This window comes from Xanthomonas sp. JL1, assembly GCF_038405005.1.
The window spans coordinates 14783-39657 of sequence record NZ_JBBYGR010000065.1 but is presented as its reverse complement, the minus strand read 5'-3'; the positions used below and the strand labels follow the sequence as shown (position 1 = coordinate 39657).

Sequence of the window (24875 nt, the reverse complement as noted above, 5' to 3'; positions counted from 1 at the left end):
TTACACGCCGACCTACAGCTCCTGGCTCAATCAGGTCGAGCGCTGGTTCGGCCTGATCACCCAACGGGCGATCAGGCGCGGCTCCTTCGACTCGGTGGCTGACCTAAAGCGCAAGATCAACGCCTTCGTGGAGCACTACAATCAAAATCCGCGACCGTTCAAATGGACTGCGACCGCTGACTCGATCCTCGCCAAGATCGAACGGCTCTGTAAAGCTATCAACGGAACGCCACACTAGCCGCCGATGAATTACGGCTCGAGCTCTCGGGCGCTGCGCCCTAAACCGGGCTGACCATCCACTGCGCCTTCGCCAGATGTGTCGTCCTCGCGCAACCTGCTGGTCAACACATGGTCGCGCCAGTGGCCGTTCAATTGCAGGTAGCGCCGCGCATAACCTTCGATCTGGAAGCCAAGCCGCTTCAGCACACGCGCACTGCGCAGATTCTCCGGAACGTGTTGCGCCATCACCCGATGCAGGCCGAGCGGGCCGAAGGCAAATGCAATTGCTTGCGTGGCTGCCCAGTGGATCAAGCCACGCCCCTGCTGCGCGGCGTCCAGGCCGTAGCCCATGTGGCAAGCCTGGAATGCGCCGCGCTGGATCTGGGTGAACCCAGTGGTGCCGATCACCTGCTCGCCCTGCAGCAACACCAGTTGCAACTCACGCTCGCCGGGCACTGCGCTGCGGTATGCGATACACAGGCGGCGCCAACCCTCGACGGTGTAGAACACAGGCGGCCGCAGCGGCATCGCATCGGCCAGGTGCGCACGGTTACGCGTGTGGTAGTCGGCCATTGCAGCCGGGTCGACAACGGCCAGATCGCATAGCACCACGCCGTCGGCGTGCCGCACCGGCGCAAATACCGGAAGACTCATGGCCGCTGCGCGCTCAACATGCGCGCTTCAAACAGGCGTGCAATCTCTCTGCGACGTGCACATCCACCTGATGCATAGAGATCACGCTCCGCAAGCCATCTCCGAAACGCAGTGCCTCATCCCGTGCGTGAATTAAAGCACCCGACTGCAACCAACGCAGTCATCACCGATCAATCAGTGCAACCGGCGTCTGCTGCACTGTGCCACTGCGCTCGCCTGTCGGCGAGCACAGTCACTGCACCAACCGCGCTCAGGCAGCAGCTGCCGCAAACACCTGACCGACCTGCGCTTCGATGGCGTCCAGGTTCGGCAACAGAGCGCTTTGCTCGCCCAGCAGCACGCGCATGTGCACGCCCTCGGGCAACGCGTCTTCCGATGCGTCGGCCAGCAGGCCGTCGCGCGGCACCGAAATCAGTTGCGGGAACGAGGCGCTCAGCAGCGCGAAATACGGCAACGCCGGATTACCGCCCAATGCCTTCAACACGATGACCTTGTTGTTGACTGCGGTGGGCTCTTCACCCATGCCGCTGAGGCGTGCGAACGACAGCAGCGGCACTTTCCAGCCGTACCAGTCGATACGCCCGACCACCCAATGCGGCATGTCGGGCAGCGGTTCGACCGCCACGCGCGACATCACCTCGGCCACCGTCGCGTTCGGCAGCAGCACACGCTCCTGTCCGGCCTGGATCAGGACCCCGCGGATTTCGTCGTTATTGGCGTAGCTCATCGCATGATTCCGATTCGAAAGGAAACGCCCGGCTTATGCCGGCCAACGCTGTGCAAGCGCCTGCGCCAACTGCGCAGGATCGCCGGTCAGAATGCCTTGCCGCGCCAGCCGCGCGGCGGCGGCGGGGTCGTAAGAGCCGTCGATGGATTGGCCGGCCAACCAGCCGCCCTGCTCCGCCAATGCCAGCGATGCTTCTACCATCGCCTCGTTGGCACCGCTGAGCATCAGCACCGCACTGTCGGCCGGCGGCAGCGCAGCGATCAGACCGGCCGGGTCGGCCGGCGACACGAATGCCAGCGCGCCAGCATGCTGGTGCACGCCGACCTCGTCGGAGAGCACATACACCTTGCCCGGCACGACCACCTGCCCCGCCTCACCCAGTTCGACCGGCAGCGCAGACACACGCCCCATCTGCCGCACCAGGTTGCCGTACTGGCCGCCATCCAGGGTCATGCGCACCAGCACCGCGCGCGGAAATTCCGGCGGCAATGCGGCCAGCAGACGGCGGATCGCATCGGGCCCGCCGATGCCGGCCATCACCAACACTGCGCCGGTGACGCTGCCGCTGTGCTCCAGATCCACCAGCGACAATCCGCCGGTCGACAGCGAAGACACATCCGCTGAAGACACATGTGCTTCGGCGCGCGGGCGCACCACCACGGTCACTTCGTCCAGCAAGCCCCAGGTGCTGGAATCGCTCAGGGTCAAACCCGGCTTTTCCGAAGCGGCTGGCGCAGCGTCATGCGTGGATGCACGCGCACACAAGGCATCGCTGGGCACGGTTTCGAACGCATGCGCGGCGGCTTCCAGGTGTTGATCCAGCTGCAGGTCCGAATGCTGGCGCGAGGCCAGCGCCAGACCCGGCTCGGGCTGCAGCGATGGTTCGCTTTCGGTGCCCGGTGGCAAGACGTCGGCGTGGCCGTGCAGTTTTGCCGCCAGATGGCGCACCCAACGCTGCGCTTCCCAGCCCTCGCGACGCACCGTTAGTTCGGCCTCGTCGAAGATCACGGTGACGCCAGGCATGTTGAAAGCCGGCTCCAGCGCTTCGAGTGCGTCTTCGATCAACGGCTCGAGTGCGACCAGCACCGCCACCGGCTCGGCGTCGCGCAGCATCTGCACGTCGACCGCCGATGGCTCGTCTTCCAGCACCACCTGCGCACCAGCCAAGACGAGCGCTTCGCGCAGGCGCTCGCGCGCCTGCCCCGGACGACCCAGCAAAGCAACCGGAGTTCCCATTGCGCCATTAGTCTCGGACACGGGCGATCCCCAGCAGGTCATACACGTTTCGCATCAGATCCAACTCCTGGTAAGGCTTGCCCAGGTAACGCTGCACGCCGATCTGGAAGGCACGCTGGCGATGCTTTTCGCCACTGCGCGAGGTGATCATCACGATCGGCACCGCCTTGAAGCGCGGGTCGGCACGCATCGCGGTCGCCAGTTCGTAGCCGTCCATGCGCGGCATTTCGATATCCAGCAGCATCAGGTCGGGCACGCGCTCTTCGAGCAGTTCTAGCGCCTCGACACCGTCGCGGGCGGTGGTGACGTCCAGGTTGTGACGTTCCAGCACACGGCCGGTGACTTTGCGCATGGTCAGCGAATCGTCGACCACCATCACCAACGGCACCTGACGCTGCGCTTCGGTCTGCGTTTCCAGCGTCTGACGCGCTGGATGGCTGAGGTAACGACGGACCAGCGGCGCGACGTCCAGAATCACCACCACGCGGCCATCGCCGGTGATGGTGGCGCCGTAGATACCGGGCACCGACGCGATCTGCAGGCCCACCGGCTTGACCACGATTTCGCGGTTGCCCAGCACCTGATCGATTGCCACCGCGGCGCGCAGATCGCCCGCACGCACCAGCAACAACGGCACTTGCGCCTGGCCATCGGCACGCGCGGCGGCCTGGCCGACCAGCGAGCCGAGGTCATGCAGCACGTACTCTTCGCCGGCGTAGTGATATCCACCCTCGCCCGACTCGTAACGGGTGCGCGAGATGCGGCCGATACCGCTGACCGAACCCACCGGCACTGCGAACGTGGTCTCCCCAATGCGCACGAACACCGCCTGGGTGACCGCCAGCGTCTGCGGCAGACGCAAGGTGAAGGTGACGCCCTGGCCGCGCACCGAGTGGATGTCCACCGAGCCGCCAACCTGACGCACTTCGTTGCGCACCACGTCCATGCCCACGCCACGGCCAGCCAGCTGGCTGACCTGCTCGGAGGTGCTGAAACCGGAGGCGAAGATCAGTCCATCCAGTTCGGCATCGCTGAGCTCCTGACCGGGCTCGATCAAGCCGCGCTGTTCGCCGCGGCGACGGATCGCCTCGCGGTCCAACCCGGCGCCGTCGTCGGCCACTTCCAGCACGATTTCCGAACCTTCGCGGCGCAGACGGATCGCGATACTGCCTTCTTCCGGCTTGCCCGCATCGCGGCGTTGCTCGGGCGTTTCCAGCCCGTGCGCCACCGAGTTGCGCAGCATGTGTTCCAACGGCGCGACCATGCGATCGAGCACGTTGCGATCGAGTTCGCCCTGGGTGCCTTCCAGCAGCAGGTGCACTTGCTTGCCGGTGTCGCTGGCCGCCTGACGCACCACACGACGCAACCGCGGCACCAAGCCCTCGAACGGCACCATGCGCGCGCGCATCAGGCCGTCCTGCAGTTCGGAGCTGACGCGCGACTGCTGTTGCAGCAAGCCGTCGTACTGACGCGACAGATCTTCCAGCACACCTTGCAAGCCGCCCAAGTCGGCCGCCGATTCGTTCAGCGCGCGGCTGAGCTGCTGCAGGGTGGAAAAGCGGTCCAGTTCCAGCGGATCGAAGGTGCGATCGCCCTGATCCTGTTCGCGCTGATAACGCGCCACGATCTGCGCTTCGGTCTCCAGATCCAGACGGCGCAACTGGTCGCGCAGACGGGCATTGGTGCGATCCAATTCGCCCATGGCGCCGCGGAACGCGCCCAACTGCTGCTCCAGGCGCGAGCGGTAGATCGCCACTTCGCCGGCGTGGTTGACCAGACGGTCGAGCAGGTCGGCGCGCACGCGTACCTGCTCCTGCTGCACGCGCGGCAGGAAGCCTTCTTCGGTCTGGCCTTCCACCGGAACCGGCGCGGACAGCGGTGCCGGTTCCACCGATACTTTGGCGATCGCGCGGACATCGGCGTCGCTGGGCGGGGCGGCATTGCGGCCACGGGTACGGGTTTCGAAGGCTTCCACCAGATCGGTCGGCATCGCCACGGCGCGGTGCTTGCCGGTGCGGGTCAACAACTGGTGCAGGCGATCAAAGCCGCGCTCGAACAGACGCACGTCGTCGCGGTCGATGTCGGTCCGGTTGGCCGCTACGGCTTCAAGCAGCGATTCGATCGCGTGACCGAGGTCGCCGATGGCGTTGATGCCGGCCATGCGCGCACCGCCCTTGAGCGTGTGCAGATCGCGCTGCAGTCCGTTGAGGACATCGCGGTCTTCCGGCACTTCGCGCATGCGGGCGATCAAGCCATCGCAATGGTCCAGCAGGTCGCGGCCTTCTTCGACGAAGATGTCGACCAGCTCGCCGTCGAGTTGATCGAAGTTGAGCGGGCCGATATCGAATGCCGCACCCGCGTCGTTGCTCGCCGTCTCGACAGGCGCGGCCTCTTCCACCGGTGCGCTGAAGGCTGCAGTGGTGTTGGTGTCTTCCGGCTCTGCTGCGCTGTGGTCGGCTGCGGCGCGATCGCTGGCGGCTGCGCGGTGCTCTGCGGAGTCGTCGGCGTACTGGTCGGCAACGGCGTGTTCGCTAGCGTCCGCATGTTCCTCATGTTCCTCATGTTCTGCGTGTTCTGCGTGCTCGACGTGCTCGGCTGCGGCAATCGCGTCGGCCGCTGCATGCGCGTCGGCATGCGTCGCGTCTTCGGAGGTTGAAGCCTGTGCGTCGTGCAGTTGTGGTGCGGTATCGGACTGCGGATCGCCCGATTCTTCCACCTGATCGGCTGCATGCGCCATTTCGAATGCCTGCACCGATTCGACGGTGTGATCGGGCATGACTTCGGCGTTGGCCTGCTCAGTTCGAGAGTGGTCGGTTTCCGCATGCTCGGCCTCGGCACGCTCGTGTTCCGTAGCGTGTTCGGCTTCGCCAGCGTGCTCGTCGGAATGCGCGTCCGTCTGCAGCTGCTCGCTGGATTCGACGTCCTGCTCCGATGGCACCTGCTCGCCTGCATGCCACTGCGCGTCCGAAGCTGCGGACTCGCCCGAATCCACCTGCTGATCCGACGACGCGTACGCTTCGATGTCTGCGTGTTCGCCCAGCGGCGCGGCGACCTCGGCGTGCTGCTGTTCTCCGGTATGCGACTGCCCAGCATGCGGCAGCGCGGCGTCGCCGTGCTGCGCCGCTTCGTCTGCCGGCTGTTCGCCGGCGTGTTCGTGCGTGTCCGCGTGTTCGTGGCGAAGCTGATCGGCCGCGTGGCCTTCCTGGTCGGTCGGCACGCTGTCCAGCGCCGGGGTTCCCGGCGTCCAGTCTTCCGCGTTGGTTGCGTCAGCGTCTTCAGCCAATGCCGTGCCTGTGTACACGGACGCAAGTGCTTCGCTGCTCTCGACCGCGTCGTCAGCGCCTGCTGCACCCTGATCGTCGTGCGTCGGCACGTGCTGCGCATGCGTGTCCGTGGCCTGCTCGGCATCGGCCGCAGCCAGCGTTTGTGCATCGCCCAACGCGGCTTCTGCGTCGGCTGGCTCTTCTACCGCAACGGTGTCGGCATGGGTGCTGATCGCATCGGCAAGCTGCGCAGAGACAACAGCCGGGACCAGCGCGTCGTCGCTCGGTGCATGCGCGGATTCGGCAGACGCATCGACGTGTTCGTGCGAGGCAAGGTGACCGAGATCGTCGACTGTGTGCGATGCAGGCGCGTCCACGGCAAGCGCCGAATCGTGCTCGGCTTCTGCATCGGCCAACGCGTCCACGGCAATCGGCGCGTCGTCCGACTGCGGCTGTGTGTCTTCGGTGTCTTGCGCCGGTGCGGGCGCGTCGAAGGGCAGCGCGCTAGCATCGAGGTACTGCGACAGATCCTGCGCACCGGTCAGTTCGACCGAGGCATTGTTGTCGTCTACCGTGTCGCTGGGTGCATCGACATCGTCCAGCTCGTCCAGGAACACCTGCGGCGGCCACTGCGCTTCCGGCAAGGTGTCCACCAGCGCACGCAAGCGCTCGGTCAACGGTGCAAACGAGGGAATCAACGGCGCATCGGCGCGTAGTGCCGTCACCGTGGTGGCAATCGCGGCAGCGGTGGCGGCAATGGCATCCAAGCCGGCGGCCGACGGTGTGACCGAGGCGGCCAGAAGACGCTTGACGTAGCTTTCGGCCGGCGTCGTCACCAACGTGATTTCCGGCACGTCGGTCATCGCGAACGCGCCACTCATGGTGTGCACGGCGCGCAGCAGTTCTTCGGTCGGCAACTGCGGCTCGGCCTGGCTGGCCTGCAGCCACCCGTTTACCGTGTCCAGATGGGTGGCGACCTCGGCTTCGAGGATCTCGCGCAGCACGCTGTCCACCGAAGCCGGCGTTCCACCGCTGGCGGCAACCACGCTTGTTGCTGCCAGAATCGCGCCGGCGTCTGCCACCGGCGCCGCGGCTGCGGGCACGTAGTAGACCTCTTCGCCTGCCGCAACGCGCTCGGCAATGGCCTGAATTTCCGGCAGGTCGGCGTTGATGCGCCCCTGGTTGCGTAGCGCGGCGTTGAACTGCGGCAGCACGTCGTACGCCAATTCGACCATCGCCACGAGCGCCGGGCTGGCCGGTCGCGAATTATCGAGCACGCGGTTGAGCATGCTCTCGATTTTCCAGCTGAACTCGCCGAGCACGCTGGCACCGACCAAGCGCCCACTGCCCTTCAGGGTGTGAAAGACGCGGCGGATCGGGCGCAGGTGTTCCGGGTTGTTCGGCGCGGCGCGCCACACCGGCAACAACTGGCCCAGGTTGACCAGTTCTTCGTCGAATTCTTCCAGGAAGACGTCGCGGATATCGTCGTCGATATCGCTGTCGCCGAAGCCGCCGAAAATGCCGGCATCAGCGGCGGTCGCAGCCTGAGTACCTTCGCTGGACACGGGTTCGGAAGATGCCTGCGCGGTTTCAGCGTCGGCCGGGACAGTCGTCGCCTGCGGCTGCTGCACATCGAACTGCGCGGCCGCTGCATCGAGTGGGGCCAGGAACGCGGCGGATGCGTCGTCCAGTTCGAACTCGCTGACCACCGCCTGTTGCACGCGCGAAGCGGTGGCCTCGGCTGTTGCTTCGCACGGTGCGTCTTGCGGCTCCTGCACGGGTTCGACGAACGGGTCTTCCAGTTCCTGCGGCGGAAGCGGCGGCGGCGAAAACGCATCTTCGATGCTGGTCTGCGCACGACGCGTTGCGTTCTCGGCAATGAAATCCAACGGCGCTTCGGTCTGCTCGGCATCGCCAGGCAGCGCGATCTGCTCGATCTGCAGCGGCGCGTCTTCGGCAACCACCGGCTCGGCAGCGTGCTCTTGCTCCAGCGCGCTCAAATCCACGGTATAGCTGACCTGCACGACCTCGTTGCCATCCTGCTCGGCCGACACCGGGTCGAACGCAGAGGTGGCGATTGGCGCGACCTGCTCGGTGGTTTCCAGCTGCCAGTCACCGGGCGCTTGCGCGCCGTCGTCGGACAGATCCAGCGGCGCCACGGTGAACGGCACATGCGACTGGCCGGACACGGTTTCTTCAGCGGCAACCGGGTCGAACGAAAACATCGTATCGGTCGCGGCGGCGCCGGTGTCGTGCACCACCCTGGCAGCGAACGGCGTTTCGACCACGGTTTCGTTGACCCATTCCAGCGACGGCGTGGGCGCGGCATCGTTGGCGGCCTGCGGCGTGTCCGCATGCTGCAACGGCGTGGCGGCCACCGTCTGCGGTTCGGCCACGCTGCCCGGCTGGTCGGCACCGATCGGCAAATCGGACGGCTCGCCCGACGGCAGCGGCCAATAACGCAGCGTTTCCAGGCTGTTGCGGGTGATGTCCAGAATCTCCTCGCGGCCGGGACGGCGCTCGCGCAGGGCTTCCAGATAGTACTCCAGGCTGGCCATCGCATCGGCCAGCGTATCCAGCTGTCGGCCACTGGGCACGCGCTGCTTGCAGATCAGTTCCAGATCGACGTAACCACGCACGCCTTCCAGATAATCGGCAGCCTGCGGCAATTCGAGAATGCGCAATGCACCGCCGACTTCGCCGAGCAGGTGCGGCACATTGGCCAGGCGGGCATGGTCCCAGTTGGTTTCGATGAAGGCGACGAAGTGCTCGCGCGCCGCACCGAAGTTGGCGATCGCTTGCTGCGCCAGCACATCGACCGTGCGGCGCACTTCCGAGGAGTTGGCACTGTTGATGACTTCGGTGCCATCGCCCGGATCGGCGCCAAGGCTGGCCACCTGATCGTCCAGCGAGGCATCCACGTACAGCAGCGCGCCGGCGATATCCAGCAGCACGTTGTCGTCCATCTGGGTCTGGCCATCGACCACGCGCGCCAACGCATCGCGCTGCTGCACGACGACATTGCGCGCCACACCCAGGCCCATCATGCCCAGGGTGTCGGCAACGCTGCCCAGATCCTTGACCTGGGTCTGCAGCTTGGCGATGTCACCGCCGGTGCGCAGATGCAGGTCCAGCGCATCTTTGACGCGCAGCAATTCTTCCTTGACCGCATTGCCAACGGTGTCGAGCAATTCGCGATTGCGCCCGCTCAAGCTACCGCGCGCGTGATCCAGCTCGGCCTCGGTGGCGACACCCGACTGCGGGTCGAGCGCAAACAGCACGCTCTCGTTGAGACCCGGCTGGCCACGGGTGGCGCGGATCTCATTGAGCAGCGGCAACAACACGATCGGAATGTCGCGGTGCCCGTTCTGCAAGCGCTCCAGATAATCGGGCAGCAGCACGGTGCCGCGCATCAGCATGGCGCAGGCTTCATCGCGGTCGGCGACCTCGCCCACCTGCACGGCCTGGGCCAGCAGCTCGAGCTCTTCGGCCACCATCGCCGGCGCATACAACTCGACCATGCGCAGCGTGCCCTGCACCTGGTGCAGATAGCCGGCGCAGAACCGCATCCGACTGGTGTCGGACGGTTCTTCGGCAAAGTATTCGATCTCGTTGCGCGCCTGGCGCAACGTCTCGTCCAGCTCTGGCTTGACCCAGCCCAGTGCGGCGTGACTCATCGCATCGCGAAGCGCGCTCATTGCAGCCCCCTGACTACGACCGACTTGCCGCTAGCGCAGCAACCGGTCACTTTCTGCATCGACGTAACGCTACTAGGCGCCATCTGCTGATCCTTTCCCGTTCCGCGTCGTTGTCACGCCGGCAGCTTGAAGTCGGCGACCGAACGGCGCAGATCGGCAGCGAGCTGAGCCAGGTTGCCGATCGATTCGGCCGTCTGCTCCGCACCCTGCGATGTCTGGCTGGTGATCTGACGGATCACGCCCATGGTCTGTGTGATATCCGTCGCCGCGGCCGACTGCTGGTGCGCGGCGATGGAGATGTTCTTAATCAGGTTATTCAAGGCGTTGGACACGCGCTCGATTTCGGTCAGCGCGGTGCCGGCGTCTTCGGCCAGGCGCGCACCGGACACCACTTCGGAGGTGGTCTGCTCCATCGAGCTGACCGCTTCGTTGGTATCGGCCTGAATGGTCTGCACCAGACCTTCAATGCGTCGGGTCGCACTGGAGGTGCGTTCTGCCAGGCGCTGCACTTCGTCGGCCACCACGGCGAAACCGCGGCCGGCCTCGCCGGCCGATGCTGCCTGCACCGCAGCGTTGAGCGCCAGGATGTTGGTCTGCTCGGAAATGTCGTTGATCAGTTCCACGATCGAGCCGATTTCCTGCGAGGATTCGCCCAGCCGCTTGATGCGCTTGGAGGTTTCCTGGATCTGGTCGCGAATCTGATCCATGCCCTGAATCGTCTCGCGCACCACGCCGGCACCTTCGGCGGCGATGACCACCGAGCGCTGCGCCACTTCGGCCGACTCGGTGGAGTTGCGCGACACCTGTTCGATGCTGGCAGCGATTTCGCTGATGCGCTCGGAAGCAGTGGTGATCTGGTTGGCCTGCTGGCCGGCCGCTTCGGCCAGCTGCATGGCCGTGGCCTGGGTTTCCTGGGTCGACACGGCCACTTTGGCTGAGGTGTCGTTGATGGTGGTCACCAGGTGGCGCAGTTCGTCCACGGCGTAGTTGATGGCGTCGGCGATGGCACCGGTCATGTCCTCGGTCACCGAGGCTTTCACCGTCAGGTCACCCTCACCGAGCGAGCTGATTTCGTCCAGCAACCGCATAATCGCCTGCTGGTTGCGGCTGTTGAATTCCACCTGCGACTGGTAGCGCACGTCCTGCTCGCGGGTCCGCACGCGCACCGAGCTCCACACGAAGCCGATGATCGCCAGCAGCGCGACCAGGCCGGACACCACGCCCAGCCAGAAGTTCGGGAACAGGCGCGTGTCGCGCACCGAACCGAACGAAGAGAACGCATCGAACAGCTTCTTGCTGTCGTCGAGCATCTTGCTGGAGCCAGCCGTCAGCGCGGCAGCCGAGGACTGCGCGGCAAACAGGTTGCGCGAGTTGGCGAGGATGGCGTCGACGTCCCTCTTCATCCTCGTCCACTGGGCCTGCGACTGTTCCAGCGCCGACAACGCGGCCGGGTTTCGGACCGCGGCGATGCCGAGTTCCTCGTTGCCTGCGCGCAAGCCTTCGAGCATCTGCGTGAACACCACCGAGTCGCGTGCCAGCGCGTCGCCGGACGCGACCGCATCGTCTTCGCCGGCGCGGATTTCGGTCACCCGCCGCGCCATGGTTCCGGCTACCACGACCTGCTGCAAGGTGTTGTAGATCTGCGAAGCCGGCGCGCCGCTGACGGTCATCGCACGCACCACTTCGTTCAACTGCGCCTGCAATTGCGGGACGCTGCCGGAGAAGCGGTTGGCGTTGACTGCGATCGCCAGCACCGCCTGTTCGCTGGCGATGACCTGATCGGCGTTCTTGCTCAGCGGCACCCAGGTCGCCTTGAGCTGCGACATCGAGCTGGCGATCGGGCCTTCCTGGCCGTAACGGCCATCCAGATCGTTGACCGTGCTGTCGATGCGGCCCTTGGTCTCCTTGAACGCGGCAAATGCCTTAGTGTCGCCGGAGACCGCTTCGCGGCCCTGGTTAGCCAGCTGCTGCGAAAGCACCTGCAAGTCGGCCGCGCTAACACCGGCGCCGGCAAGATGACTGCTCTGCCAGGTCGCGACGCCGGTGTTGGCGCCAAACACGATCATCGACAACACCAGCAAGCCAAGCCAGAAGCTGGTGCTGACGCTGCCGAGCTTGTTGGTCTTGCGGGCGTCCGGGGCGGTACTCATGGTTCGACCTCGATCTGTATGACGTGGCAGGGTCGCGGCTTAGGCCGCGGCCTGCCGGAATTCAGGAGTGCGCGACAGCAAGGCCAGGGAAAACACCCCCCAGTCCTGCGTCTCGTTGCGGAAGGCACGGTCGATAAAGTGGGCGTAGCGGCCTTGCGCCAACTCGCCGGGTTCCACCGCCTGGACCTGCTCGAAGCTGCGTTGGCCGTACAGCTCATCGATGGTCAGGGCGACGTCGCCGCCGCTCTGACGCATGATCAGCACACGCTGGCCTTCCTGCAGCACCGTGCGACGGCCCTCCAGGAACTGCTTCAGATCGATCACCGGAAATAGATTGCCGCGCAGGTTGCCCACGCCCAGCAGCCAGGGCTGTGCGCCCGGCACCGGAGTCACTGGCGGCATCGGCACGATTTCCGCCACTTCGCGGAAGTCAGAAACCAATCGCCGGGTACCGACGCGGTAACCTACGCCGCGCCAGATATCTGCAGAGAACTGGCGTTCCGGCAGCGGCGTGGCGTGCGCAAGACTACGACGCTCGTAGTCTTCGAGAATATCGAATGGAGAGCGCATCAACGCACCAGTTGTCTGATGCGCGCGATCAAATCGTCTTCGCGCGGCGGCTTGACGATGTAGTCGCTGGCACCTTGTCGCAAACCCCAGGCCCTGTCGGTTTCCATGCCCTTGGTGCTGACCAGCAGCACGGGGATGTCCTTGGTAGCCTGGTCGCGTGCAAGTGCACGCGTTGCCTGGAAGCCGCTCATGCCGGGCAACACCACATCCATCAACACAAGATCGGGCACCTGGCTGCGAACCAGCTCAAGTCCCTCTTCTGCGTTATCGGTGGCGACGACCGTATGGCCTGCTTTTTCCAGCCATTGACTGAAGACTGCGCTGTCGGTGGGCGAGTCCTCGATCAATACAATTCGAGCCATGTTGCCTTTCCCCCTGGTCAGGCGTGGACGTACGTGCGGATTGCGCTCAATAGTTCTTCACGGGTGAACGGCTTGGTCAGATATTGCTCGGAACCGACGATGCGGCCGCGTGCCTTGTCGAACAGCCCATCCTTGGACGACAACATGATTACCGGCGTCGATTTGAAGAGCTGGTTGCCCTTGATCAACGCGCACGTCTGGTAGCCATCCAGGCGCGGCATCATGATGTCAACAAAAATGATCTGAGGTTGCTGGTCCGCAATTTTGGCCAGTGCCTCGAAACCATCCGTTGCTGTCACTACTTCACAACCTTCCCGCTTCAGCAGCGTTTCGGCGGTGCGGCGAATGGTTTTCGAATCATCGATCACCATCACCTTGAGTCCTGCGAGTTCCCCACCCGCAGCAATGTTTTCACTCATCACATATCCCCAGGCGCGCGACGCGTCATCCCTTCCGACGTCGCTACGAAACTGCATGTATATCCCAAGACCAGCATCGACTGTCAAGGGCGCATTGCCGGGGCCCCGCCAGGCGGACGTTCCGACCACGTCTGGGCGCGTCCCGGCCGGCAAGTCGCGCACTACGACCCGCCGGGCGCGCCATCGCCCATCGCTTGAAGTTACCATCGGCAAGTTACCATCGGCAGCTTGTTCGAAAGGTTTAGCCCCATGTCGCTCGACGTCGTCGTGGTGATGGATCCCATCGCCTCCATCAAGATCGCCAAAGACACCACGTTTGCCATGCTGCTGGACGCCCAGCGCCGTGGCCACCGCCTGCATTACGTGCGCCCGGGCGGGCTGAGCCTGCGCGAAGGCCGCGCGGTGGCGCAGGTCGCGCCGCTGAGCGTACGCGAAGACAAGACCAACTGGTTCACGCTGGGCGAGTTCGCCGAGCTGGAATTCGGCCCCGGCCAGGTGGTGTTGATGCGCAAGGACCCGCCGGTGGATGCGGAGTTCGTCTACGACACCCAGGTGCTAAGCGTGGCGCAGCGCGCCGGCGCGCAGATCGTCAACGACCCGCAGGGCCTGCGCGACTACAACGAGAAGCTGGCAGCGCTGCTGTTTCCGCAGTGCTGCCCGCCCACCCTGGTCAGCCGCGATGCCGCCGCGCTCAAGGCCTTTGTGTTGGAGCATGGTCAGGCGGTACTCAAGCCGCTGGACGGCATGGGCGGGCGCTCGATCTTCCGTAGCGGCACCGGCGACCCCAACCTCAACGTGATTCTGGAAACGCTGACCGACGGCAACCGCAAGCTGACCCTGGCGCAGCGCTTCATCCCCGACATCAGCGCCGGCGACAAGCGCATCCTGCTGGTGGACGGCGTGCCGGTGGATTACTGCCTGGCGCGGATTCCGCAGGGCGACGAGTTCCGCGGCAACCTGGCGGCCGGCGGGCGCGGCGAAGGCCGGCTGTTGTCCGAGCGCGACCGCTGGATCGCGGCTCAGGTGGGCCCGGAAATGCGCCGCCGCGGCATGCGCTTCGTGGGCCTGGATGTGATCGGCGATTACCTGACCGAGGTCAACGTCACCAGCCCCACCTGCGTGCGCGAGCTGGATGCCCAGTTCGGCCTGAACATCGCCGGGCTGCTGTTCGACGCGATCGAGGCAGGCGCCGCGCAATGAGCACGGCCGCGGCGCTGCCGGCACCGATGGACGACGGTCGCCGGCTGATGATGACGCTGGTGATCTCGCTGCTGTTGCACGGCGTGCTGATCCTGGGCGTGGTGTTTGCGGTCAGCGAAGACGCGCCACTGGTGCCAACCCTGGATGTGATCTTCAGCCAGACCAGCACACCGTTGACGCCCAAGCAGGCCGACTTCCTGGCCCAGGCCAACCAGCAGGGCGGCGGCAATCACGACACCGCGCAGCGCCCGCGCGACAGCCAGCCGGGCGTGGTGCCACAGGACCGCACCGGGCTGGCGCCACAGGCACAACGCGCCACCAGCGTGAACGCGCCGGCGCCGACCCAGACCCGCGTGGTGACCAGCCGTCGCGGCGAGCAGGCCGTGCCGACGCCACAACCCAATCCGCAGACCGACCCACTCACTCCTGCAGATGCGCAACGCTTGCAGCGCGATGCCGAAATGGCCCGGCTCGCAGCCGAAGTGCATTTGCGCTCCGAGCAGTACGCCAAACGCCCGAACCGCAAGTTCGTCTCGGCCAGCACCCGCGAATACGCATATGCGAACTATCTACGCGCCTGGGTGGACCGCGCCGAGCGCGTGGGCAATCTGAATTATCCCGACGACGCCCGCCGCCGCCGGCTGGGCGGCAAGGTCGTCATCAACGTGGGCGTGCGCCGCGACGGCAGCGTGGAAAGCAGCAGCGTGCTGGTCTCCAGCGGGGTTCCGCTGCTCGACGATGCCGCATTACGCTTGGTGCAACTGGCGCAGCCGTTCCCGCCGCTGCCCAAGACCAAGGACGATGTGGACATCCTGCAGGTCACGCGCACCTGGTTGTTCCTGCCCGGCGGCGAGCTGCACGACGATCGCTGAGGTAGCGGGCGCGTTGCTTGCGCCGCGCATCGCGCCACACCCTGGCGGCGCTGACCTGATAAACACTGCAATGCGGCGGCAAGGCCGCTGCGGCGACGCGCGCGATCCGCACAGCGTCCACTGCGATAGCGAGGCAGAGACAGCACGCACACCGCCACGCGCGTGCACCAGTCTGGCACCGCAATCACGCCTGATCGGGCCGCCCCCCCCCATCAAGGGCCGCAAGCACGACGCCGGCGCTTCACCTACAGCGTGCTGCATACGTGCCGGTCCGTTGAATCGTGGCTGCGGCCTCAGGCCACTGACGCCGCCTCGTACAACCGGTCTGCCAGCACAACAATCTCTGCCGCATCCTGCACGCGTTCGCGCCAGGCGGCCGGGATGCCGTCGATGCCGTAAAACGCGCCGGCGAGCTGCCCGCAGATCGCTGCGGTGGTGTCCGCATCGTCGCCCAGGTTGGCGGCACGCAGCACGGCCTCGGCACAGCTCTCGGTGGTGGCGAAACACCACAGCGCTGCCGACAGCGAATCGATGACATAGCCCATACCGCAGATCTGCGCGGCGGGCACGGCGACATGGTCGCGGATCGCCAATGCGTGGACTGCAGGCGTCAGCGACGTTTCCGGTTGCGCATGGAGCACCTGATCGCGCGTGCCTCCAAGCAGCGCGGCGCGCAGCTGGACCGCGAACAGCCGGCAGGCATCCAGTGCTTCGGCAGCGGCATGGGTGGTGCGCGAACTGTCGTCCGCGCGATCGGCCAGTTGGTCAGGACACTGCGCGTCATACATCGCCACCGGCGCCAGCCGCATCAACGAACCATTGCCAGCCGAGCGCGGATCGGTGCCGCCGCCGAAGGCCGGGCCGCCATCCAGATAGCGCTCCAGCGCCTGGCGCACGGTCGCACCGATATCGCAGCAGGCACCGGTACTGCTGAGCTGACCGTGCTGGTACCAATTGCAATCGCGGTTCATCTGATCGGCCGCGTCGAAGCCCTGCCGATGCAGCAGGCTATGCGCCAGGCACAAGGCCATCGAGGGGTCGTCGGTCCACTGCCCGGCCCGCAAGGCAAACGGGCCGCCGCCGTGCATGTCGTCGATCGGCGTGAAGCTGCCCGGCGCGCAGAATTCGAGCGTGGTGCCTAGCGCATCGCCCACCGCCAGACCGAGCAGGCAACCGCGAAAACGCGCATGCCGGGCAGCATCGGTCATGGCGATGCGCCGGCCGCCTTCGCGGCGCGGGCGGCCTGTTGCTCGACCAGGGTGAGCGCGACGTTGTCGCGCAGGTAGGCCGGCTCCACCCGCTCCGGCGCCACGCCTTGGCCGCGCCGCAGGGCCGGCACCGCGAGCGTGAGCAGATCGGCGGCACGCGGCAGCGCGGCGGCATCGACACTGGTCAGGCGCGTCGCAAAGCGCTGTTGCAGCAGCGCATCGGCAGCCGCCAGACCGGTGCCGACAGCGGCCATGCGCTGCGCCGTATCGGGCAGCACGAGTGCTTCCGGCGCGCAGACCACTTCCGGCGCCAGTTCCAGCACCGTGTCGTCACCGCGCGCGAAGACACCGGCATACACCTCGCCCATGCGCGCATCGATGCAGGCCAGTACATGGCTCGCTTCGGCCGGCGCGCGCAGGGCCAGCACCTGCAACGTGGAAACGGCCAGCACCGGCACATCCAGCGCCAAGGCGATGCCCTGCGCAATGCCGATCGCCAGACGCACGCCAGTGAACGCGCCAGGGCCACGGCCGACCGCAATCGCATCGAGCTGGCGGCGCGTAATACCTGCCTCGGCCAGCAGCTGCTCGGCCCAGGGCAGCGCCAGTTCGGCGTGGCGGCGCGGCGCCAGTTCGAAGCGCTCGATCACGCGACCGTCGACGTGCACGGCGACGGAACAGGCTTCGGTGGAGGTCTCGAAGGCGAGGACGTTCATGGCAGGGCCGCAGTCAGAAAGAATAAGAAGATCGATCATCGCCGAACGGCAACGCGAGTACGCCATTGTCGCCCACCGCCTCTGCAACACCAAAAAACGCTTGCACATCGGCTATGGCGTGGGTGCGCGCAAATGGCGGCAGCGATTTCATGAAGGTGCGTCCATAGCTTTTGTTGACCAGCCGCGGGTCGCACAGCACCAGCACGCCACGGTCGGTTTCGCTGCGAATGAGTCGACCCACGCCCTGCTTGAGCGCGATCACCGCCTGCGGCAGCTGCTCGTCGCGGAACGGGTTGCCGCCCTCGCGGCGAATCGCATCCAGGCGCGCTTCGAACACCGGGTCGTCGGGCGCGGCGAACGGCAGCTTGTCGATCACCACCACGCTCAAGGCATCGCCGACCACGTCCACGCCCTCGCGGAAACTGGCCGAGCCCAGCAGCACACCGTTACCGGAATCGCGGAAGCGCTGTAGCAAGGTCGCGCGCGGCGCCTCACCCTGCACGAATAACGGCCACGGCGCACCGCGCAAGGCTTCGGCCGCTTCGCGCAGCGCGCGGTGCGAGGCGAACAATAGAAACGCACGGCCTTTGGAGGCTTCCAGCACCGGCGTCAACGCACCGATCAGCGCAGTGCCAAACCCGCGTGCGGCCGGATCGGGCAGGTTCGGCGGCAGATAGCACAAGGCCTGACGCGCCCAATCGAACGGGCTGGGTTGCAGCAAGGTCACCGGATCATTCAAACCCAGACGCTGCGCAATGTGGTCGAACTCGCCGCCCACCGCCAGCGTGGCCGAGGTGAATACCCAGGCTGCATGCGATTTTTCGCGATGCTCGCGCAACGGGCCGGATACATCCAGCGGCGTGCGCTGGCAGCGGAAGCCGCGCGGGCTGAGTTCGTACCAGAGCACATCGTTGTCGACGGTCTCTTCTGGCGGATCCTGCGCGAAATCAGCTACTGACACGTCTTCGCCCAACCAGCGCGACAGGCGATTCAAGGCTTCTTGCGCACGTGCGGTGCAGCCATCGAAGCCAGGCGAGGCCTCACGCAAAGGCAGCAGGGATTGGCCCAACCGTGCCAATGACGACAGCACCGCGTCGAACCCTTCGCGCACCTGCGGCTTGGCCAGCGCACGCCATTGCGTGCCACGCGCCGGCAACCCCTCCATGCCGGCGCGCAGGCTGCGCAAGGCGTCGTCCAGAGCCAGGATCGGCGCCTGCAGGCTGGCTTGCGCGCCGGCCACCAGGCGCGCTTCGACCATGCAGTCGCGCGCCAGCTCCTGCCACGGCCGCATGCCGAAACTTTCGCCGAAGAAATTGGCCGCCAGCTCCGGCAATTGATGCGCTTCGTCGATGACGAAGGCCTGCGCGCCAGGCAGGATTTCGCCGAAGCCTTCCTGCTTGAGCGCCAGATCGGCCAGCAGCAGATGGTGATTGACCACCACCAGATCGGCCGCTTGCGCACGCTGGCGCGCTTGCACCACGAAGCACTCGCTATAGAACGGGCATTCGGTGCCCAGGCAGTTGTCGACGGTGGAGGTCACCATCGGCAGCAGCGGCGAGTCGTCGGGCAAGGCTTCGAGTTCGGCCATGTCGCCGGACTGGGTGCGCCCGCTCCAGGCCACGATGCGCTGGAACTGCGAGACCTGTTCGGGCGTGGCAAAGCGCGGCTCACCGCGCGCCTGCTGGGTGCGGTACTTGCACAGATAGTTGGCGCGGCCCTTCAGCAACGCGCTACGCAGGCCCACGCCCAGCGCGGCGCGCACGCGCGGCAGATCGCGATGGAACAGCTGATCCTGCAGCGCGCGCGTGCCGGTGGAAACGATGGTCTTGAGCCCGGACAGCAGCGCCGGCACCAGATAGGCGTAGGTCTTGCCGGTGCCGGTGCCGGCCTCTGCCAGCAACACATCGCGCTGCTCGAATGCCTCGGCAATCGCTCCGGTCAGGCGCAACTGCGCAGCACGTGGCGCGAAGGCGTCGAGCTGACGCGCAAGCGCCCCACCCTCGCTGAGCGCTTCGATGCTGACAGTGGCAAGTTGGGACATGAGACCAAACGGAAAGCGCAGAGGAAGCGCGACAGCCTAGCGCGTGCGCAGTGATGCGGCTGGGTGTACGTGACGGAGTGCAGCCAGGCGCAGGCACGCTGCCCGCACTGCATGCCCAACACCCGCTTCACGCCAGACGCGATTCCGTCAGCGACCGGTGGTCTGTCGTCAGGCGGTACGCCCCGCCGAGTGGCAGATCTCAGTACCGCTTCAGGCCCGGCACCGTGCAGCCAGCGATCTGCGCCCTGGCCGAGGCAGCATTCTCCTTCTCGCCTCGCGCCAGCCGCGACTGCTCGATGGTGGCCCAGTGGCGACGGCACAGCGGACCGGTCTTGGAGCCAAGCGCGATCGCCTGCTTGGCGAAGCGCTCGGCGGCCGGCCAGTCGGCCTGCAGCACGGACACTTCTGCGCGTTCCTGCAGAATCGCCGGGTCGCCCGACACCAGGCCCAGCGCCTGATCCAGCGCCGCGGCGGCGCCGGCCAGATCGCCGGCCTGACGCTTGCTCTTTGAGGTGTCGCGCAAATCATCGACCTGCGGGTCGCGCAGCGGCTGCACCGACAGCTCGGTGTCGTCCACGCCAGCGTCGCGTTCGATCAGCAACAGCCGCTGGGTCGGGGTCGTCGGGTCCACCGGCGTCGGTGGCGGTGCGGGCGGTGCGGTGACGCAGGCGGTGACTGCGGCCGATACGGCGATCATGACCAGCAAACGGTGCATTCGGTTCATGGGTGACTCCAAATCAATGCGCCGGTGGGGCCGTGGCAGGCGCCGGGGCGGGTTGTTCGGGCTTCTTTTCCAGACCGAAGAAGCGGCGCCAGCCACCGCCGCTGGATTGTTCGGCGGGTGCGGCCGCTTCGCCGGGCGCAGCTTCGATCGATGGTGCATTGCCGGCACACGGGGCGTAGGCCGGCGTGAAGCCGACCACGAACGGGAACTGGCGCGCGCCCGGGCAACCGGGGTCGGTCACGCCGGTACCGCTGGCGTCCACCCACTGCCAATCCAGGCCTCTGCCGCTGACCTTCAATGGCGCACTCGGCAGGCGGGCGAAGATGCTCGACCACACCCGCATCGCGCCGGTGGCGCCATACAGGCCGGTCTCGGCGTTCTGGTCGTTGCCCATCCAGATCACCGCCAGGTGGTCGCCGGTATAGCCGGCATACCAACTGTCGCGACCATCGTTGGAGGTACCGGTCTTGCCGGCCGACGACAAGCGACCCAGGCCATCGCCCAGCAGCTGGCGCGCGGTACCGTTGCTGACTACCTGCTGCAGACCGATGCTGATCAGGTTGGCAGCCACCGAATCGCCTTCCTGCGCCGGTGCCGGGGTCTTGTCGTAGCGCTTGAGCAGCTTGCCCTGCGGATCGAGCACACCGCGCACCGCGTGCAGCGGCTGGATCTCGCCGCCGGCCGCCAGGAACTGGTAAAGCTGCGCCATGCCATACGGGCTCTGGTCGGTCGTGCCCAGGATCAAGGCCGGATTGGGCTCGGCCTTGATGCCGGCCAAGACCTGGATCAGTTGCGCGATGCGGTCTGCGCCGACCTGCATGCCCACCCGCACCGTGGCCTGGTTGTAGGAATGCGCCAGCGCATCGACCAGACGCACAGTGCCGTGGCTGCGGTTGTCGGAATTGCCGGGCGACCAGGTCCTGCCGCGGCTGAGCTGCACGGTGACCGGCGAGTCGTCGACCCAGCTGGACAGCGCCCAGCGGTCCGGCGAGGCCAGCGCCAGCATGTACACGAACGGCTTGAGCAACGAGCCCACCTGCCGCTGCGCTTCCACCGCACGATTGAAGCCCGGCTTGGCCACCTCGCGGCTGCCGACCACCGCCAGCACATCGCCGTTGTGCACGTCGGTGAGCACCAGCCCGGCCTGCAGCGGCGGGCGCTTCTTGTTGTCCAGCCGCTTGATGGTGCCGGTGACCGCCCCTTCGGCATACGCCTGCGCAGACGGCGACATGCCCGTGAGCACGCTCATGCCGGCGCCCTGCAGGACGCCTTCCGGGTAATCGTGCGCCAGCTGGCGCCGCACCAAGTCCACATAGGCGGGGAAACGATTGGCTGCGACCAGGCCGGGCTCGGTGGGCACGCCCAGCGGCGCGGCCAGCGCGCGCTTGTACTCGGCGTCGTTGATCAGGTTGTTTTCGTGCAGCTTGCCGAGCACGAAATTGCGCCGGTCCAGCGCGCGCTCCGGGTTGCGCCGCGGGTCGTAGTACGACGGCCCCTTGACCAGCCCGATCAACAACGCGATCTGCTCGGTGGTCATCGAATTGAGTTCGCGGCCGAACCACAGCTCGGCGCCCGACGACACACCGTGGATCGCCTGCCCGCCGCGCTGGCCCAGATACACCTGGTTGAGATAGGCCTCCAGGATGGTGCGCTTGTCGTAACGCGCCTCCATGATCACCGCGTACAGGATCTCGTTGAACTTGCGCGTCAGCGTCTGTTCCTTGCCGATGCCGAGCAGGCCGCTGCGGGCCAACTGCTGGGTCAGCGTGCTGGCACCCTGGCGAACCTGGCCGCCGGAGCGCGCCATGATCCAGGCCGCGCGCACCATGCCACTCAGATCGATGCCGTGGTGGCTGTTGAAGTCGCGATCTTCCACCGCCTGCAGGCCGGTGACCAGCAGCTCGGGCACTTCTTCCATGCGCACCAGGCGGCGTTCTTCCTGCTTTTGGCCGTACAGGGTGGCAATGCGCGCCGGGTCCAGGCGTGCGCTTTCGAGCGCTTTGCGGTCGCCGGCGTCGCGCAGCGTGGCCACGCGCCCGCCCGCCAGGCTGACGTCGATACGGCGCGCCGGCACATGCCCATCCACATCGATATAGCCGCGGCTGGCGATGGTGAAGCGGCTGCCGTCCTGCTGATAGGTGCCAGGCAGCTTCGCCTGACCGTCGTCACTGTACGACGCCGCATCCAGCTCGGTCTTCAGCGTGGCCGCATCCAGCGCGATGCCGGGCACCAGCACCAATGGCCGCCCGTACACGCGGGTCGGGATCTGCCAACGCAACTCGCCGAAGCGCTGGGTGACCTGCTTGTTCAGATATACCGTATAGGGAATCAGGAAACCGAGCGCCAGCGCGAACGCGGCAAATCCCCAGACGATGAGTCTGCGTTGCCAGCGGGAGCCTTGCGCGTTGGTATCGTCCTCGAAATCGTCGGGAGCGTCGTTGTCGTGGCGTCGGGGCACAGGAATGCGAGGATGTAGAGTCCGGCGAGTCTAGCGCAGCGCTGTCATGGCTGTGACCCACCGCACCCGTCGACCGTTAAGAGCCGCTAACAAAACGACCAACGCCGCTTCGCTGGGAGCGACGTGTTCTCGGCAGCAGCGGGCACGGCTCGTACACTGCGTTGGCAGACGCACCAATTGCCTCGCCCCCGCGCTCTGCTCGCCACGTTTCACTGCCATACCACGCTGGAGTTCCAACGCAATGTCGATGTCTTTGGCCGATGCGCGCTATCTGTTCAATCGCATCCTTGGCCTGATCCACCGCAGCATGGCCAGCATGCGCACGCGCGGCTGGCGCGCCACCTGGCAGCGTATTCGCGTCCACACGCAGGCGCCGCCGGTCGCGCTCGGCACGCCGTTGTGGCTGCCGCAACCCGCCCCGTTCGCCGCATTTGCGCTGCCGCACAGCGCCGCGCCGCGGGTGTCGGTGGTGATTCCGGTCTACAACCACATCGCACATACCTTGGCTTGCCTGCGCTCGCTGGCGGCGCATCCGCCGCTGGTGGATGTGGAAATCATCGTTGTGGACGACGGCAGCAGCGACGCCACCGCCGAACAATTGCCGCAAGTTGCCGGCCTGCACTATCACCTGCGTGCGAGCAACGGTGGCTTCATTGCCGCCTGCAATGACGGCATTGCGCTGGCGCGTGGCGATTTCGTGGTGCTGCTCAACAACGACACCATTCCGCAGCCCGGCTGGCTGGATCGGTTGATCGACACCTTTGCCCAGCATCCAAGCGCCGGCCTGATCGGCGCGCAACTGGTCTACCCGGACGGGCGGCTGCAGGAATCCGGCGGCGTGGTGTTCGGCGATGGCAGCGCCTGGAGTTACGGCCGCTTCGAATCGTCCGACGACCCGCGCTATGCATATGTGCGGGCGATGGATTACTGCTCGGGCGCGGCCATCGCGCTGCCACGCACGCTGTTGCAGACGCTGGGCGGGCTGGATCGGCGTTACATGCCGGCGTACTACGAAGACACCGATCTGGCGTTTGCGGTCCGTGCAGCGGGTTACCAAGTGCTGGTGCAGCCGGCCAGCGTGGTGGTGCATGACGAGGGCACCAGCAACGGCACCGATACGCGCACCGGGGTGAAGGCCTATCAGGTGCGCAATCAAAACGTCTTTGCCGAAAAGTGGCAGCAGGCGCTTAAAGCGCAGTTGCCGGTGGGCACCGTGCCCGGGCCTGCACTGCTGCACCGCGGCCAGCGCCAGGTATTGATCCTGGACGAGTGCGTACCGCAGCCGGACCGCGATTCCGGCTCGCTGCGGCAGTTCAACCTGATCCGCCTGCTGCGCGAAGAAGGCGCCCACGTTGTCTTCGTGCCGACCCGCCGCGAACATGCCGGGCGCCATACGCAGGCATTACAGCAACTCGGCGCCGAAGTCTGGTACGCACCGTTTCTCGAAGGCGTCGGCAGCTGGCTGCGCACGCACGGTGCGCGGTTTGCGGTGGTGCTACTGGTACGCCACCACGTCGCACATGCCTGTCTGCCGTTGCTCAAGCAATACGCGCCACAGGCGCGCACCTTGTTCGATACCGTCGACCTGCATTACCTGCGCGAACGCCGCGGTGCCGAGGTGGCTGGCGATGCCAATCTGCTGCATGGCGCAGAACGCACCCGCCTGCGCGAGCTCGAGATCATGGCGGCCACCGATGTCACCTTGCTGGTGTCGGCCGCAGAACAGGCGCAACTGCGCACAGATGCGCCGCACATTCGCACGGCCCTGCTTTCCAACCTGCATGACGTCGCCGGCAGTGGCCACAGCTTCGCGCAACGCCGCGACCTGGTGTTCGTCGGGGGCTTTCGTCATCCGCCGAATGTGGATGCGGTGCAGTGGTTCATCAGCGCCATCTTTCCGCAGGTCCGTGCACAGCTGCCCGATGTGGTGTTTCATTGTATCGGTGCCGACCTGCCTGACGCCTTGAAATTGTTGGCCGACGAGTGCACCGGCGTGCAGCTGCACGGTCACGTTCCGGATCTGGTTCCGTTCATGGACAACGCACGTATCGCGGTGGCACCGCTGCGTTTTGGCGCGGGCGTCAAAGGCAAGATCAATCTGAGCATGGCGCACGGCCAGCCGGTGGTGGGCACCACCTGCGCGGTGGAAGGCATGCACCTGCGCGATGGCGAGGATGTGTGCGTGGCCGACGATGCAAACGCGTTCGCCGCTGCGATCGTGCGTCTGTATCAGGACGCAGCGCTGTGGCAGCGTCTGGCCGATAACGGCTTGCGCAACGTGGCCGAGTATTTTTCGCTGGATGCAGCGCGCGCGACGGTGCGGGCGTTGTTTATTGCGGAGTGAGCAGGTGGTTGTGT

16 protein-coding genes and 1 pseudogene are annotated in these 24875 nt (G+C 66.1%); 4 read left to right on the top strand and 13 right to left on the bottom strand.

Features of this window, described 5'->3' with window-relative positions:
- Positions 1 to 238 (top strand): annotated as a pseudogene (locus WJW29_RS15245) (IS630 family transposase); the annotation flags it as partial.
- A gap of 11 nt (positions 239 to 249) precedes the next feature.
- On the opposite strand, the gene WJW29_RS15240 reads toward WJW29_RS15245, so the two are convergent.
- The 8 genes from WJW29_RS15240 to pilG form a co-directional block, all read right to left on the bottom strand.
- On the bottom strand, positions 250 to 873 hold the full coding sequence (locus tag WJW29_RS15240) for a GNAT family N-acetyltransferase (protein ID WP_011258513.1): 624 nt from the start codon (positions 871 to 873) through the stop codon (positions 250 to 252).
- 250 nt (positions 874 to 1123) lie between these two features.
- Complete coding sequence (locus WJW29_RS15235) at positions 1124 to 1600, bottom strand: chemotaxis protein CheW (RefSeq protein ID WP_011258512.1); 477 nt, start codon at positions 1598 to 1600, stop codon at positions 1124 to 1126.
- Between the two features lie 33 nt (positions 1601 to 1633).
- On the bottom strand, positions 1634 to 2836 hold the full coding sequence (locus WJW29_RS15230) for a chemotaxis protein CheB (protein WP_011408184.1): 1203 nt from the start codon (positions 2834 to 2836) through the stop codon (positions 1634 to 1636).
- 7 nt (positions 2837 to 2843) lie between these two features.
- On the bottom strand, positions 2844 to 9797 hold the full coding sequence (locus WJW29_RS15225) for an Hpt domain-containing protein (RefSeq protein ID WP_113084401.1): 6954 nt from the start codon (positions 9795 to 9797) through the stop codon (positions 2844 to 2846).
- Between the two features lie 113 nt (positions 9798 to 9910).
- Positions 9911 to 11947, bottom strand: coding sequence for a methyl-accepting chemotaxis protein (locus WJW29_RS15220; protein WP_011258510.1), 2037 nt, complete (start codon positions 11945 to 11947; stop codon positions 9911 to 9913).
- Between the two features lie 39 nt (positions 11948 to 11986).
- Positions 11987 to 12517 (bottom strand): chemotaxis protein CheW, encoded by a 531-nt coding sequence (locus WJW29_RS15215; RefSeq protein WP_003482487.1) that lies wholly within the window; start codon positions 12515 to 12517, stop codon positions 11987 to 11989.
- The gene (locus WJW29_RS15210) at positions 12517 to 12879 is read right to left on the bottom strand and encodes a response regulator (protein ID WP_011258508.1); all 363 of its coding nucleotides are present in this window, start codon (positions 12877 to 12879) and stop codon (positions 12517 to 12519) included. Before WJW29_RS15210 ends, WJW29_RS15215 begins: the two co-directional genes overlap by 1 nt.
- Before the next feature lie 17 nt (positions 12880 to 12896).
- Positions 12897 to 13298: a twitching motility response regulator PilG gene (gene pilG / locus WJW29_RS15205; RefSeq protein ID WP_005913706.1), complete on the bottom strand. Its 402-nt coding sequence runs from the start codon at positions 13296 to 13298 to the stop codon at positions 12897 to 12899.
- 249 nt (positions 13299 to 13547) lie between these two features.
- Between pilG and gshB the strand changes: the two genes are divergently transcribed.
- A complete protein-coding gene (gene gshB / locus WJW29_RS15200) occupies positions 13548 to 14498 on the top strand; it encodes a glutathione synthase (protein ID WP_011408182.1) in 951 nt (316 codons plus the stop codon).
- Positions 14495 to 15370 carry a TonB family protein gene (locus tag WJW29_RS15195; RefSeq protein WP_011258506.1) on the top strand — a complete coding sequence of 292 codons (876 nt, stop codon included), beginning with the start codon at positions 14495 to 14497 and terminating at the stop codon, positions 15368 to 15370. The genes gshB and WJW29_RS15195 overlap by 4 nt, the downstream gene beginning before the upstream one ends.
- Positions 15371 to 15663: 293 nt before the next feature.
- On the opposite strand, the gene WJW29_RS15190 is transcribed toward WJW29_RS15195, so the two are convergent.
- The 5 genes from WJW29_RS15190 to mrcB form a co-directional block, all read right to left on the bottom strand.
- Positions 15664 to 16578 (bottom strand): ADP-ribosylglycohydrolase family protein, encoded by a 915-nt coding sequence (locus WJW29_RS15190; RefSeq protein WP_011258505.1) that lies wholly within the window; start codon positions 16576 to 16578, stop codon positions 15664 to 15666.
- Positions 16575 to 17294 (bottom strand): tRNA (adenosine(37)-N6)-threonylcarbamoyltransferase complex dimerization subunit type 1 TsaB, encoded by a 720-nt coding sequence (gene tsaB, locus WJW29_RS15185; protein ID WP_011408180.1) that lies wholly within the window; start codon positions 17292 to 17294, stop codon positions 16575 to 16577. Before tsaB ends, WJW29_RS15190 begins: the two co-directional genes overlap by 4 nt.
- A 13-nt stretch (positions 17295 to 17307) precedes the next feature.
- The gene (locus tag WJW29_RS15180) at positions 17308 to 19335 is read right to left on the bottom strand and encodes an ATP-dependent DNA helicase (protein WP_011258503.1); all 2028 of its coding nucleotides are present in this window, start codon (positions 19333 to 19335) and stop codon (positions 17308 to 17310) included.
- 199 nt (positions 19336 to 19534) lie between these two features.
- A complete protein-coding gene (locus WJW29_RS15175; protein ID WP_011408178.1) occupies positions 19535 to 20059 on the bottom strand; it encodes a hypothetical protein in 525 nt (174 codons plus the stop codon).
- 13 nt (positions 20060 to 20072) lie between these two features.
- Complete coding sequence (gene mrcB, locus WJW29_RS15170) at positions 20073 to 22517, bottom strand: penicillin-binding protein 1B (protein WP_011258501.1); 2445 nt, start codon at positions 22515 to 22517, stop codon at positions 20073 to 20075.
- A gap of 241 nt (positions 22518 to 22758) precedes the next feature.
- Here mrcB and WJW29_RS15165 point away from each other — a divergent pair, with 241 nt between their 5' ends.
- Positions 22759 to 24861, top strand: a complete 2103-nt coding sequence (locus tag WJW29_RS15165; protein WP_011408177.1) for a glycosyltransferase — start codon at positions 22759 to 22761, stop codon at positions 24859 to 24861.
- Positions 24862 to 24875: the final 14 nt, after the last annotated feature.